Annotated in this window: 14 protein-coding genes; 3 read left to right on the top strand and 11 right to left on the bottom strand. The window is 45.2% G+C overall.

The window, feature by feature from the left end:
* Positions 1 to 49: 49 nt before the first annotated feature.
* From rlmM to pomA, 7 genes are all read right to left on the bottom strand, one after another.
* Positions 50 to 1,141 (bottom strand): 23S rRNA (cytidine(2498)-2'-O)-methyltransferase RlmM, encoded by a 1,092-nt coding sequence (rlmM, locus tag F0229_RS06585; RefSeq protein ID WP_017070491.1) that lies wholly within the window; start codon positions 1,139 to 1,141, stop codon positions 50 to 52.
* Positions 1,138 to 1,536 carry a DUF423 domain-containing protein gene (locus tag F0229_RS06580; protein WP_102319950.1) on the bottom strand — a complete coding sequence of 133 codons (399 nt, stop codon included), beginning with the start codon at positions 1,534 to 1,536 and terminating at the stop codon, positions 1,138 to 1,140. Before F0229_RS06580 ends, rlmM begins: the two co-directional genes overlap by 4 nt.
* On the bottom strand, positions 1,526 to 2,149 hold the full coding sequence (locus F0229_RS06575; protein ID WP_171732497.1) for an alpha/beta fold hydrolase: 624 nt from the start codon (positions 2,147 to 2,149) through the stop codon (positions 1,526 to 1,528). The genes F0229_RS06580 and F0229_RS06575 overlap by 11 nt, the downstream gene beginning before the upstream one ends.
* Positions 2,142 to 3,050, bottom strand: a complete 909-nt coding sequence (locus F0229_RS06570) for a transcriptional regulator GcvA (protein WP_012604639.1) — start codon at positions 3,048 to 3,050, stop codon at positions 2,142 to 2,144. The genes F0229_RS06575 and F0229_RS06570 overlap by 8 nt, the downstream gene beginning before the upstream one ends.
* A gap of 671 nt (positions 3,051 to 3,721) precedes the next feature.
* A complete protein-coding gene (gene thiI, locus F0229_RS06565) occupies positions 3,722 to 5,170 on the bottom strand; it encodes a tRNA uracil 4-sulfurtransferase ThiI (RefSeq protein ID WP_029235325.1) in 1,449 nt (482 codons plus the stop codon).
* A 318-nt stretch (positions 5,171 to 5,488) separates the two neighbouring features.
* Positions 5,489 to 6,436 carry a flagellar motor protein MotB gene (locus tag F0229_RS06560; RefSeq protein WP_017060777.1) on the bottom strand — a complete coding sequence of 316 codons (948 nt, stop codon included), beginning with the start codon at positions 6,434 to 6,436 and terminating at the stop codon, positions 5,489 to 5,491.
* 12 nt (positions 6,437 to 6,448) lie between these two features.
* A complete protein-coding gene (gene pomA / locus F0229_RS06555) occupies positions 6,449 to 7,213 on the bottom strand; it encodes a flagellar motor protein PomA (RefSeq protein WP_017060778.1) in 765 nt (254 codons plus the stop codon).
* Between the two features lie 298 nt (positions 7,214 to 7,511).
* Here pomA and xseB point away from each other — a divergent pair, with 298 nt between their 5' ends.
* The 3 genes from xseB to dxs are packed head-to-tail and all read left to right on the top strand — an operon-like array spanning position 7,512 to position 10,564.
* Entirely contained in the window at positions 7,512 to 7,754 is a 243-nt protein-coding gene (gene xseB, locus F0229_RS06550) for an exodeoxyribonuclease VII small subunit (RefSeq protein ID WP_004734405.1), read from the top strand.
* A gap of 20 nt (positions 7,755 to 7,774) precedes the next feature.
* Positions 7,775 to 8,659, top strand: a complete 885-nt coding sequence (gene ispA, locus F0229_RS06545; protein ID WP_017063336.1) for a (2E,6E)-farnesyl diphosphate synthase — start codon at positions 7,775 to 7,777, stop codon at positions 8,657 to 8,659.
* Between the two features lie 21 nt (positions 8,660 to 8,680).
* Positions 8,681 to 10,564 (top strand): 1-deoxy-D-xylulose-5-phosphate synthase, encoded by a 1,884-nt coding sequence (dxs, locus tag F0229_RS06540; protein WP_171732496.1) that lies wholly within the window; start codon positions 8,681 to 8,683, stop codon positions 10,562 to 10,564.
* A gap of 119 nt (positions 10,565 to 10,683) precedes the next feature.
* Here the strand turns inward: dxs and pgpA are convergent, their stop codons facing one another.
* The 4 genes from pgpA to ribE form a co-directional block, all read right to left on the bottom strand.
* Positions 10,684 to 11,190 carry a phosphatidylglycerophosphatase A gene (gene pgpA / locus F0229_RS06535; protein ID WP_017060782.1) on the bottom strand — a complete coding sequence of 169 codons (507 nt, stop codon included), beginning with the start codon at positions 11,188 to 11,190 and terminating at the stop codon, positions 10,684 to 10,686.
* On the bottom strand, positions 11,190 to 12,164 hold the full coding sequence (gene thiL / locus F0229_RS06530) for a thiamine-phosphate kinase (protein ID WP_017066823.1): 975 nt from the start codon (positions 12,162 to 12,164) through the stop codon (positions 11,190 to 11,192). The genes pgpA and thiL overlap by 1 nt, the downstream gene beginning before the upstream one ends.
* Positions 12,165 to 12,278: 114 nt before the next feature.
* Positions 12,279 to 12,746: a transcription antitermination factor NusB gene (gene nusB / locus F0229_RS06525; RefSeq protein ID WP_004734399.1), complete on the bottom strand. Its 468-nt coding sequence runs from the start codon at positions 12,744 to 12,746 to the stop codon at positions 12,279 to 12,281.
* Entirely contained in the window at positions 12,746 to 13,216 is a 471-nt protein-coding gene (gene ribE / locus F0229_RS06520) for a 6,7-dimethyl-8-ribityllumazine synthase (protein WP_004741508.1), read from the bottom strand. The genes nusB and ribE overlap by 1 nt, the downstream gene beginning before the upstream one ends.
* Positions 13,217 to 13,454 lie beyond the last annotated feature (238 nt).

The following is a 13,454-nucleotide window of genomic DNA, read 5'->3' as shown; positions in this document are numbered from 1 at the left end:
AATGCCCCTTAAAGGAGCATTTTTTATCACTGACACACTAACGTAAATATTAGTGCGGTGAGATGTTTGAAAGCGCCTGAATATGAACCGTGATCTCTTCGCGATCGTGGTAAAGGTGCTTAGCCTGCATCTTGAACTTCACTTTGTTCTCAATCAGGAACACTTTTAGGTTCTCGATATCTTGCAGTACTTCATCGTAACGGCCTTTCATAGGCAGTTTAAGGTTGAACAGTGCTTCTTTCGCCCAGCCTTTGATGATCCACTCACCCATAAGGTGAGCAACACGAGCTGGCTTCTCAACCATGTCACAGATAATCCAAGTTACGTTCTTACGGTCTGGTTCAAACTTAAAGCCATCCACCATGTGGTGCTTAATTTGACCTGTTTCCATTAGGCTGTCTGCCATCATGCCGTTATCAACACAGTGAACGAACATCGAGCGCTTAACCAATTGGTAAGTCCAACCACCTGGACATGCACCTAAATCAACACCCCACATACCTGGAGCCAAACGCTCGTCCCACTCATCACGAGGGATGAATACGTGGAATGCTTCTTCTAGCTTCAATGTAGAACGGCTTGGCGCATCTGATGGGAACTTCAGACGAGGGATACCCATAAAGAACTGGGAGTTATTCGTTGGGTAAGAGTAACCAACAAAACAGTGGCCCGGAGCGATGAAGCATAAATGAAGCACAGGCTTCTTAGCGTTATCTTTCGCAGTCATCAGGCCTTTACCACGCATAGCTTGACGCATCGGCACGGTAAATTTACGGCAGAACTTCAAAAGCTCTTTTGCTTCGTTAGTATCTGGCGTTTCAATACGGATATCACCACAACGAGGGAAACCTTCTTTCTCAGAAAGCGCCTCAAGAATTGGAGAAATACGGTCATCGGTTGGCAGGTCTTTAATTTCAACAGCCACTGCCAACATTTGACGAGCAAAGATCAGTGATTGGAAATCGATCTCTTTGATCAACTTGTCCGCTTCACCTGCTTGGTAACATTCAAACAATACAAAACCTGTATTGTTCTTTAGGCGAGGAAAACCAAACACTTCCAGTTGTGTTGCCTTGTCTTGAATTTCGCCAGCACATTCTTTTTCAAAACCAGAGCGACAATAAAGTAGTACGTGTTTCACTGAGTTACCTCTTTTATATTCAAAGCAGCGAAGGAGAAGACTCCCCAACCAATGATAAATAGTAGACCACCAAACGGAGTGATAGGGCCAAACCATTTTATTCCTGTCAGTGCCAAGCCATAAAGGCTGCCACTAAAACAAAGGATGCCGATGATAAAGCAAATTGCCGCAATGAAAAAATATTTTTGTGATTTAGCGCCAAGTTTCATCTGCAGCAGAGCGCCACACGCCAATATCGCTAGAGTATGGATAAATTGGTACTGAACACCCGTCTCAAACACGCCTAGCAGATATTCAGACAAGATAGCTTTCAAACCGTGAGCTGCAAAGGCGCCAAGCATCACAGCAACCGCACCAGAGATGCCAGCAAACGTGAGTAAATACTTACTTCTCATTGAGTACCTCTTTGATAAACGCTGATAACTTCTCAACGGTTAACGCAATATTCTGCTGCTCGGTGTAACCAGAACTCTTACGAGGTTTAAAGCTGTGGTCGCCATCGGGAATAAATTCAACACGAATAGAATCAGACAGATCAAAATCAGCAAACTCTTCACGCTTACCAAAGGTATCGCGCTCACCTTGTAAAATGAGGCATGGCTTTGCTAACTCAGCCAGATGCTCACCTTTGTATTTCTCGGGTTTACCTGGTGGGTGGAAAGGAAAGCCTAAACAGGCCATTGCGGCCACCTTATCAAGTTCAGACAAATGGCTCGCCATACGTCCTCCCATCGACTTACCGCCAATCACAAGCTTATCGGCATCTACCTGTCCGATAATATCTTGGTAAGCTTCGAGCAGTTTAGGGGCTCGATCAGGTGGACGACGCTTACCATCTTCAGCACGTTTAATCATGTAAGGGAAATTAAAACGAATCACTCGTATCCCTTTAAACGCCAACCCTTTTGCTACCGACTGCATGAACTCATGATCCATACCTGCGCCAGCACCATGTGCAAAGATAAAGGTTATTGGGTTGTCTTCACCATCAATGATGAGGTTATTCATCAAGTAAGTCCTCTTGTTCACTTTGCGCTTTCGCCAACATCCAATCACGGAAAGTCGCAATACGCCCCATGTCAGCTTGTTTCTCATGACACACTACATAGAAGGCGTTCTTACTTACCAACACTTCATCAAAAGGTGCAATCAAACGACCTGCTTCGATTTCAGGTTGCGCCAACACATTATTACCCAAAGCAATACCTTGCCCGTGAGCGGCCGCCTGCAATACCATGGTTGAGTGACTGAAGATAGGGCCATGATTAACGTTTACCCCATCAATACCATTTTGCTTAGCAAACTGTTTCCAATCCTTTCGAGATGTATCATGCAGTAGCGTATGACATGCCAAATCACTGAGAGATTCTAATGGTTTTACTCCTAGCAGCACGGAAGGTGAGCAAAGAGGGATCAAGTATTCTTGGTAAAGCTTATCGGCTCTAAGCCCCGACCAATTACCTCGGCCATAATAGATAGCGACGTCTACATCATCGGTTAGCGAGCCTTCATCCATATCAACGGCTTTGATTCTTACATCAATATCAGGCTCTTGCTGATTAAAGTCAGCGAGCCTTGGTACCAACCATTGAATAGCAAAACTCGGCGGTAAACTGATGGTCAATGCGCCCTTCTCACTTCGCTCCAGCACTTTGTCTGTCGCTTCTGCTAGTGATGTGAAAATATCTTTGATATCTAAGAAGTAGCTTTGACCTTCTTCAGTTAGCAGCAAAGAGCGGTTTCTTCGGCGAAACAGCTTCAAAGATAAGAATTCTTCAAGCGCTTTGATCTGATGACTGACTGCCGCTTGAGTAACAAACAACTCTTCTGCAGCACGCGTAAAACTCAAGTGTCGAGCTGCAGCTTCAAACACTCTTAGCGAGTTTAATGGGGGTAATCGACGAGACATAGTTACTCTCTAAATAAGCATTAGTTTTTTTTATCTGAAACATTATAATTTGTCCATTGCCTAGCAGCCAGAGAAATTCTATATTTCATCCCGCAGCAGCTAGCCTGAACGGCTTGATTCTCTCTAGAATCAATTGGCTTAGCTCCTGCGATGTTGTGTTTGCAAACTCGTTCTTTTCGAGTTGGGTAGAGTTCTACCAAATGTTTTGTTGCAGTTTATACTGAAACGAGGCATGTACTTCCTGTATTTATTTTGACCTGTCTGTCAAATTTGTTTACACCGCCTTATGGGCGGTGTTTTTTTATGTGCAAAGAAATGTAACAACAAGTTTATCAATAGCTGTGCTAATTAATCTTTATTATTTTTCATCGCCAATCACAGAATCAGACACCCACTCAAATAATCAACTGAACACATACAAATAGCACCATTGAGTTGCACTAAAAAGTAACAGAATACTTCAAGATACTCACACTTCTTCGGTACTTATAAACCCGTTTAGAACACACTCTTTCTATCAATCAAAAATTTCAAAGCTGAGCATGACGATAGCACGCCCAAACTCACGCCTCTGTCTGACTACTGTAAATCATTCACAATAGAAAATAAAAAAGCCGCTTACTTTTCAGTAAACGGCTTTGCAAAATGATTAACGCTTGGTCAACACACCACTATGGGCGGTAAACCTTAACGTTATGGAAGCCCTGCTCTTGTAGGTAAAGTGCCTGTAGACGGCTCATTACACCACGGTCACAGTACAGCAAGTACTCTTTCGCTTGGTCTAGGTCGCCAAACTGAGTCGAAAGCTTGAAGAATGGGATGTGTTTAATTTCAACACCCTCGATCTCTAATGGGCTTTCGTCTTCTTCTTCTGGGCTACGGATATCAAGAACGATAGCGTGCTCAGCAACAGCTTGAACTTGTTCAACTTCAGGCGCTTGCTCTTGGCTCTCTTTCTCGATGTCACGGATATCCATAACACGAGCGTTCTCGATCACTTGATCCAGCACTTCAAAGTTAAACTTAGCTTCTTCTGCTTCCAGTTTGCCTTTCTTCGCTTTCACTGTTGGCTTCTTAGAAATAACACCACAGTACTCAGGCATTACCTTAGCGAAGTCTTCAGTACCGATGATACGAGAAAGGTCGATGATGTCTTCTTTATCCCAGTTGATAAGCGGACGAAGAATCAAAGTATCTGTCACGTTGTCGATGTGACGCAGGTTAGTTAGCGTTTGGCTTGATACCTGACCTAGTGCTTCACCAGTAACCAACGCTTCGATCTTGAACTTGTCTGCAACCATACCACCAGCACGCATGAACATACGCTTAAGAACAACGCCCATTTGGCCGTCTTCTACGTTCTCAAGGATTTCAGCAACCACAGGTTCAAAGTCTACAGAAATGAACTTCACCTTTGCAGATGAGCCGTATTTATTCCATAGGTAGTGAGCCACTTGTTTAACACCAATCTCGTGCGCTGGGCCACCAAGGTTGAAGAAACAGTAGTGAACCTTAGAGCCGCGTTTGATATGCAGGTAGCTTGAAACACCAGAATCAAAGCCGCCAGAGATCAAGCTCAGTAGATCTTCTTGAGTACCAAGAGGGAAGCCACCGAGGCCTTTGTGACGAGCTAGAACTTGGTTTAGCTTGTCGTTAGCCACTTCAACCTTAACGGTTACATCAGGGTTCTTAAGTCGAACTTTCGCTGACTCAACTGCTTGGTTTAGACCGCCGCCTACGTAGCGCTCAAGTTCAATAGAGGTAAAGTCATGCTTACCACGACGCTTAGCACGTACAGAGAAAGTCTTGCCTTCAATGTCAGCACGGCTGCGTTCTAGTACTTGCTCGTAAATATCGTGCAAGTCTTTGAATTCAGACTGTTGAACTTCAAGAGAGTGGTGAATACCTGGAGTGTGAGTCAGAGCCTCTAACACTTCTGCGTAGTACTGGTCACTCTCAGACGTCACTTCAATATGATCGCGACGGTTGAATACCGCAACACTTTCACAGCGACGTTGAATAACGTTACGAATGTTGCACTCTAGAATCCTTGTGAAGCGCTTACGCACCGATTCACTTTTTACAAAAATTTCCGGATGGGGCTTAACAATAAATTTCATAGTACTTTCACAACATTAATGTTCAAAATTTTGAAAACGCTCATCGCCAAGTAAATTAGAGAATTTACACAGCACTTGAAGCAAGAATAGATCATATCTAAATCTAAGGGCGCGAATTATACATGAGAAAGTGAAGCAAGGAAAAGAGTGCTTGCTGTAACACCATCATTAAACCGCTTGTTATTAACAGTAGCAGGTTTCGAAACGACATAAATGCCGCAGAGAGAACCATTGAAGACCAGCAAACAAAAAGCCCAACCTCATTATAAGGTTGGGCTTTCGATGCTATCTGCATGCTACCGTGTGTACACGTATCGGCTATTCATTAATAACAGGTACTTCGTCACTGTAAAGCGGCTCGCCCTGCATGATGCTGATTTCAACGCGGCGGTTGAGGCTACGTTGCCATTCAGTATCGTTCGGCTCGACTGGCTCGGTATCCGCCATGCCGCGTACTCTCAAGCGTTGATGAGAGAAACCACGCACCTTTTCCATCTCTTGAGCAACAGACACTGCTCGCTGTGATGACAAGTCCCAATTAGAGCGATAAAGCTCGGAATCAAGACGTTGATTATCGGTGTGCCCTGAGATTCGAACGATACCCGGAACATCTTTCACCAACTCAGCAACCTGTCTCACCAAAGGTCGGAACTTAGGCTGTAGGAAAGCAGAACCCGATGGGAATGCACCCTTCTCACGAATTCGAATCACAATCTGCTGGCCAAGGTTTTCAACTTCAATCGCGCCTTGGTCTATCTCTCGCTCCAACGCCTTCTTGATGCTTTCCATCAAGGTTTCCATCTCTTGCGATTGAGCTTCAGCTTGTTGTTGCTGTTGGTCTGACTCAGAGTTTTGATTGTCGTGAGTCGAAACCTCTGGCGACTTGCCTCCGGTCATCTTGCCTTGATCACGCATGGTACCGCCAGCACGCTCAGATTCACCTTCATGAAACTCAAGCGTTTGCTGCGTAATATCAATCGTCTGCTGCATGATCACATCAATCGGTGTCGGCTCTGGACGACCAGGTCGAAACTCTTGTGCAATGATGCTGGTGCCTTTAGGAATGTCTTTCACTTCCAAGCGGTTTTGTACACCAAACGCAAATTTCATCGAGCCAGCGATCTGTTTGAACTTCAGTACGTCCATCTCAGAGAATGAGAGCAGCAGTACGAAGAAACACATCAGCAGTGACATCAAGTCAGCAAATGTCCCCATCCATTGAGGCAATCCCGGAGGAGGACATTTACATGGATTTTCTTCATCCATCTTCAACTCCTCTTACGCAGGTTCACCATCAATCGTACGCTTACCTTCGTTTAGGTAGCTCTTCAGGTAACCATCGATTACTCGTGGGTTCTGACCATCTTGAATCGCGAGTACGCCATCCATAACCAAACGACGGTTGAGTGTCTCTTGGTCACGACGCAGCGCAAGCTTGTCGGCAATTGGGAAGAACACCATGTTCGAAAGAATCGCACCATATAGGGTGGTTAAAAGTGCCACCGCCATCGCAGGGCCGATCGCTTTTGGATCATCCATGTTAGAAAGCATGGCAACCAAGCCAACCAAGGTACCAATCATACCCATCGCGGGTGCTACATCACCAAATGCAGAGAACACCTTCGCGCCCTGCTCATGACGCTCTGTGGTTAATGCGATGTCTTTTTGCAGTGCAGCACGAACTACATCTCCATCATGGCCATCCACCAAAAGATCGATGCCCTTTTGCATGAAACTGTTGTTAATTTCCATCTCTTCCAGTGCTAAAAAACCACCTTTACGAGCCGCATCAGCCATCTCTACAACTTTCGCAATAAGATCTTCAGGCTCATCCGCTTTAAACATAAAAGCTTTGCCTGCGATTTTAGTCGCACCAAAGAACTGTCCCATGGTGAACTTCATTAGAACAACAAAGGTTGAGCCCCCAACTACGATCAAAATGGATGTCGTGTCATAGAACATCCCGAGGCTTCCACCTAGGATCATTGCCATAATTACAAAGGCAAATCCACCAATCAAACCTATTAGGGTTGCTAAATCCACTGAGCACTCCTCATGCTTTTTTGTAGCTCTATGTCGACGATAATCTTTGTATCGGCAAGACTATAAGATCTTTTAGTAAATTCTTGGCCTAAGTATCACACTTTTCGTTTTTGAATCCCAACTATTGGCTTACTTTGCTCTTATACGTAGCGCATAAACTCGATAAAGCTAAGGTTATTCAAGCAAAGTACGTTCAAGCCCCTTAAAAACGAACTTTCTAGCAAAATTTCTTGGTTACATTTGACCATCTCAGCGGCCTAGGGTAACGTTCGTTCATCTTTCCAAACGCAGATTTATTATGGCTACTAAGAAACCTGAAAATATGAGCTTTGAAGCAGCAATCGAAGAGCTTGATGGCTTGGTTGATCAACTAGAAAATGGTGATCTAGCTTTAGATGATGCGCTGAAAAAGTTCGAACGAGGCATCTCCCTCGCTCGTGCCGGTCAAAGCAAACTAAACGATGCTGAACAGCGTGTTAGCATCCTACTGCAAAATGATGAAAACGCAGAACTTAGTGACTTTAACCCACAACCAGAATAACGAATTGTATGAGATCCCCTATGATTGAGACTTTATTGTCTTATCAAGCACGTAATAACGAGCAACTGAACCTTTGGCTTGATCGCCTACCACACCAAGATCAGAACCTGATCAACGCGATGCGTTATGGGTTACTTTTAGGCGGTAAACGCGCACGTCCATTTCTTGTCTACATTACAGGGGAAATGCTCGGCTGCACCGCTGAAGAACTCGACACTCCAGCATCTGCAATCGAATGTATTCATGCCTATTCTCTGATTCACGACGACCTTCCAGCAATGGACGACGATGAACTGCGTCGTGGCCATCAGACTTGTCACATCAAATACGATGAAGCAACGGCAATTTTAACTGGCGATGCACTACAAACTCTCGCGTTTACTATACTTGCGGAAGGTACATTAAGTGCTGACGGTGAAAGCAATCGCGTTCGAATGATTCAACGCCTAGCCGAAGCCTCTGGTGCACAAGGTATGTGCATTGGACAAGCACTTGATATTGAAGCTGAAAACCGCTCTGTCACGCTAGAAGAGTTAGAAGAAGTTCACCGCAATAAAACGGGCGCGCTAATGAAATGTGCGATTCGTTTAGGTGCTCTCGCTGCTGGTGAAAAAGCGTTTGAAGTGATGCCTCAATTAGACAAGTACGCCGACGCCATTGGATTAGCATTCCAGGTTCAAGATGATATTTTAGATATCACTGGCGATACTGAAACTTTGGGGAAGCCACAGGGTTCTGACCAAGAATTGAACAAAAGCACCTACCCTTCTTTGCTAGGTTTAGAGGGCGCTCAAGAAAAAGCGCAAACTCTGCTACAGGAAGCGCTTCAAGCTTTGGCTGCAATCCCATACAATACCCAGTTACTCGAAGAGTTCGCCCGATACGTCATCGAGCGCAAGAACTAAGACAATAAGCGCGCATTACCTATGACTCTTGATATATCAAAGTACCCAACTCTTGCTTTGGCTGATAAGCCAGAGGATTTGCGTCTACTTCCAAAAGAGACGCTGACACAGCTTTGTGATGAATTACGTACCTATCTTCTTAACTCAGTGAGCCAGTCAAGTGGTCACTTAGCGTCAGGCTTAGGTACAGTAGAGCTAACCGTTGCTCTGCACTATGTGTACAACACGCCTTTTGACCAGTTGGTTTGGGATGTTGGCCACCAAGCATACCCGCACAAAATTCTTACAGGTCGTCGCGACCGCTTGTCGACTATCCGTCAAAAAGATGGACTGCACCCATTCCCATGGCGTCAAGAGAGCGAATACGACACCCTTTCTGTTGGTCACTCTTCAACATCGATCAGTGCTGCACTTGGTATGGCTATCAGTTCGAAGAAAGAAGGCAAGAACCGTAAAGTCGTGAGTGTGATTGGTGATGGCGCGATTACTGCGGGTATGGCATTTGAAGCCATGAACCACGCGGGCGATATTCACAATGACATGCTGGTTATCCTGAACGATAACGAGATGTCGATCTCTGAAAACGTAGGTGCGCTAAACAACCACCTAGCTCAAGTTCTTTCTGGCAGTCTTTACACGTCAATTCGTGAGGGCGGCAAGAAAGTGCTATCAGGCGTTCCGCCGATTAAAGAGCTGGTTCGTCGTACAGAAGAACATCTAAAAGGCATGGTTGTCCCTGGCACCATGTTCGAAGAGTTAGGCTTTAACTACATTGGCCCAATTGATGGTCACGATGTCAATGAGCTGATTAAAACGCTTAAGAACATGAGAGACCTTAAAGGCCCTCAGTTCCTGCATATCATGACTAAGAAAGGCAAAGGCTACGAGCCAGCTGAGAAAGATCCAATCGGTTACCACGGCGTACCGAAATTCGATCCAGCACACTCAAGTCTGCCTAAGAGCACCAGCTCTAAACCAACTTTCTCTAAGATTTTTGGTGACTTCCTGTGTGATATGGCTGCGCAAGATCCTAAGCTAATGGCGATCACGCCTGCAATGCGTGAAGGTTCTGGCATGGTGCGTTTCTCGAAAGAGTACCCAGAACAATACTTCGACGTAGCAATTGCTGAGCAGCATGCTGTGACGCTAGCAACCGGTATGGCGATTGCGGGTGATAAGCCGATAGTCGCTATCTACTCGACGTTCCTACAACGTGGCTACGATCAACTGATCCACGATGTGGCTATCATGGACTTACCTGTCATGTTCGCTATCGACCGTGCTGGTCTTGTCGGCGCTGATGGTCAAACACACCAAGGTGCGTTCGACTTAAGCTTTATGCGTTGTATTCCAAACATGGTGATCATGGCGCCAAGCGACGAAAACGAATGTCGCCAAATGCTTTACACCGGCCACCAGCACACAGGTCCAAGTGCCGTTCGTTACCCTCGCGGTAATGGTATGGGCACTGAGATACAAAGTGAATTTACCGCGCTTGAGATTGGTAAAGGTCGTATCGTTCGCGAAAGCGAAAAAGCAAAAGATGGCTCGAAAGTCGCTATCTTAAGCTTCGGTACTTTCCTTGAGAGTGTACTTCAAGCCGCTGACGCCATCGATGCGACAGTTGCAGATATGCGCTTTGTGAAACCGCTCGATGAAGCTCTGATCAAACAACTTGCTGCTGACCACGATATTCTGGTAACTATCGAAGAGAATGCGATTGCAGGTGGTGCGGGTGCGGGTGTGATTGAATTCTTGATGCAAGAAAAACTACTGATGCCAGTATTGAACCTTGGCCTACCAGACAAGTTTATTGCTCAAGGTACTCAAGGTGAGCTGCATGAAGAGCTTGGCTTAGATGCGAAAGGGATTGAGAAGTCTATCACTGACTATCTTGCCAAGTAGCTTTAATACGTAAGCTCGTAAGCTATGCAAACTAAAAAGGTTGGCCCTAGGGTCAACCTTTTTAGTATCTGCTAATTAGTTTGGTGTATCGCCAACTAAACCTTAGCCCTTCAGTTAACTCACACTAACCAACCTGCGAAATGTGCCACGGCATACAACGAAATAGCCGCCATAATACCCGCTACAATATCGTCAATCATGATACCCAAGCCGCCGTGAATTCGCGCATCTAGCCAACCAATCGGCCAAGGTTTTACCATGTCAAAGAAGCGGAAAAGCACAAAACCAGTCAGAAGCCATTTCCAGTCATCGGCAGGGATATTCAGCATAGGCACTAAGCTCATGGTGATCCAAAAGCCCGCAAACTCATCCCAAACGATAGAACCGTGGTCATGCACGCCCATATCATCAGACGTTACTTGGCAGATCTTAATACCAATAATGCAGCTTACCACCACCACGGCAACGTAAGCAGGAAACGGTAGCTGAACCAACAATAGGTACAACGGAATTGACGCAAGCGTGCCCATTGTGCCGGGAATAATAGGCGATAAGCCACTGCCAAAACCCGTTGCTAAGAAATGCCAAGGATTTTTAAGAGAAATAAGAGAAAGTGGGTTTGTCATCAATTAACCTTAAAGTGATCGTAACCAGTTAAGTTCCAGCTTAGTGGTTCACCATTATTGTGTAATTCAAAATATTCTACAGGTCTTATCTGGCCAATGCAGGTGACTTTTGTACCAGTGTGTGACAAAGCACTTTCCAGCGACCCTTTATTCTCTTCTGGTACAGTAAAGCACAGTTCGTACTCTTCACCACTCGTTAGCGCATACTGCTGAGCTGAAGTGATATCAGGAGCGAACTGACGTAACTCTGGAGAGATAGGCAGCGTGCTTACATCAATACTCGCGCCAACTTGAGAACGCTTAAGGATATGTTTTAAATCAGCAATAACGCCATCAGAGATATCAATCGCAGATGAAGCAAGGTTCACTAGAGCCTGACCCGCTAACACTCGTGGGGCGCTCACATAATGTCTCTCTTCAAGCTCAGCAGCATAGGGCTTCGCTCTGTTCTGCTCAGGGTTAAGTAACACTTCTAAGCCAGCTTTGCTGTCACCTAGATTACCTGTTACGTAAATCCAGTCGCCCACTTTCGCGCCATCTCTGCGCAGCGCTCGTCCTTCAGGAACAAAGCCCTGTACCGTCAGTGTCAGGCTTAGTGGACCTTTGGTTGTGTCGCCACCAATTAACTGAATACCAAAGTAGTCTGCGAGTTTAAAAAAGGAGTCACAGAAGGGAGCAAGCCATGCTTCATCGATTTCAGGCATGGTTAAAGCAAAAGACACCCAAGCAGGCGTCGCGCCCATTGCAGCAAGGTCACTGATATTGGAAGCCAACGCTTTGTGTGCCACCCAAGCCGGATTCGCCTCAGCTAAGAAATGGGTACCAGCCACTAAGGTGTCCGTGCTGATCGCTATCTCAACATTGCCCGGCGCTTTGACCAAAGCACAATCATCGCCAGCAGCTAGAAGAACGTCTTTACGTTGTGGTTGTCGATTTACAAAATATTTTTCAATCAGGTTAAATTCGCCAGACATCACATGCCCTATCTTTAGTCTCATAAAAATCGCCGTAATCATGGATATTACAGAAATTTAGTTACAAAAAAGGCCAGCATAAAAGCTGACCTTTAGATTCAATATACGAACGTCTTATTTCTTACGAACGTGCGGTGCAGCTTTATCAAGCACACCGTTAACAAACTTATGGCTGTCTTCTGCTGCAAATACTTTTGCAAGCTCGATAGCTTCGTTGATAACCACTTTGTATGGTACATCTTCGCGACGAGTCATCTCGTACATAGCTAAACGTAGAAGCGCTAGTTCCATCAGATCCAGATCTTGCATAGGGCGAGATACGAATGGACGAAGCTTGCTATCAAGTTCCATGTGGCTAAGAGCAACACCAGTTAGTAGGTCGCGGAAGTATGCAACGTCTGTTTCTGGCATAGCAAGAGCAGGCTCTGCAGCATGATGCTCTTCTTCATCATACTTACCACCAGATAAGAACTGTTCTTCAACGGTAGCAATATTTTCTTTAGTAATTTGCCAAGAATAAATTGCTTGTAGAGCAAATTGACGTGCGTTACGACGTGCGGCTGGTTTCACACTGGCCCCCATTAGGAATCGATTTCAGAAAGAACGTTGATCATCTCAAGTGCGCTAAGTGCTGCTTCTGCACCCTTATTACCAGCCTTGGTTCCTGCGCGTTCAATAGCTTGATCGATCGTATCAACAGTAAGAACACCAAACGCTACTGGAAGAGAATATTCCAGAGACACTTGTGCCAAACCTTTATTACATTCACTACAAACATAGTCAAAGTGAGGTGTACCGCCACGAATTACTGTACCAAGAGATACAATCGCATCGAACTTACCTGTTTTTGCAACGCGCTGCGCTACAAGTGGAAGTTCTACTGCACCAGGGCAACGAACAACAGTGATGTTGTCTTCGCTTACTTGTCCATGACGCTTTAAAGTATCGATTGCACCAGAAAGTAAACTTTCGTTAATAAAACTGTTGAAACGAGCAATAACGATAGCAATTTTTGCATTTGGCGCTGGGAAGCCACCCTCGATCACTTTCATAAGCCTTCCTTTAACTATTTTCATCAAGTGAGAATCGCCGGATTCTAGCACAAAACTGTGAGCAATATCTAATGGTAATTTAGAAGAACAGACACCGGCAATGTAAAGATGATAATGCAGCGCTGATCCCAAGCATATAGGAACAGCGAGTAACCAAGTTTGTGTGTTGAACACGTTTTGAGTCGGACTTGGCTACTTTGCTCTTTTGGCAAGATTTATCACCAAAAGAGCCACTGAA

Origin of the sequence: Vibrio sp. AIC-3 (assembly GCF_013114515.1) — a bacterium.
GTDB classification, from domain to species: Bacteria; Pseudomonadota; Gammaproteobacteria; order Enterobacterales; family Vibrionaceae; genus Vibrio; species Vibrio crassostreae_C.
Note: the sequence above shows the minus strand (reverse complement) of the source record. Positions and strands in the feature narration are given on the sequence as shown.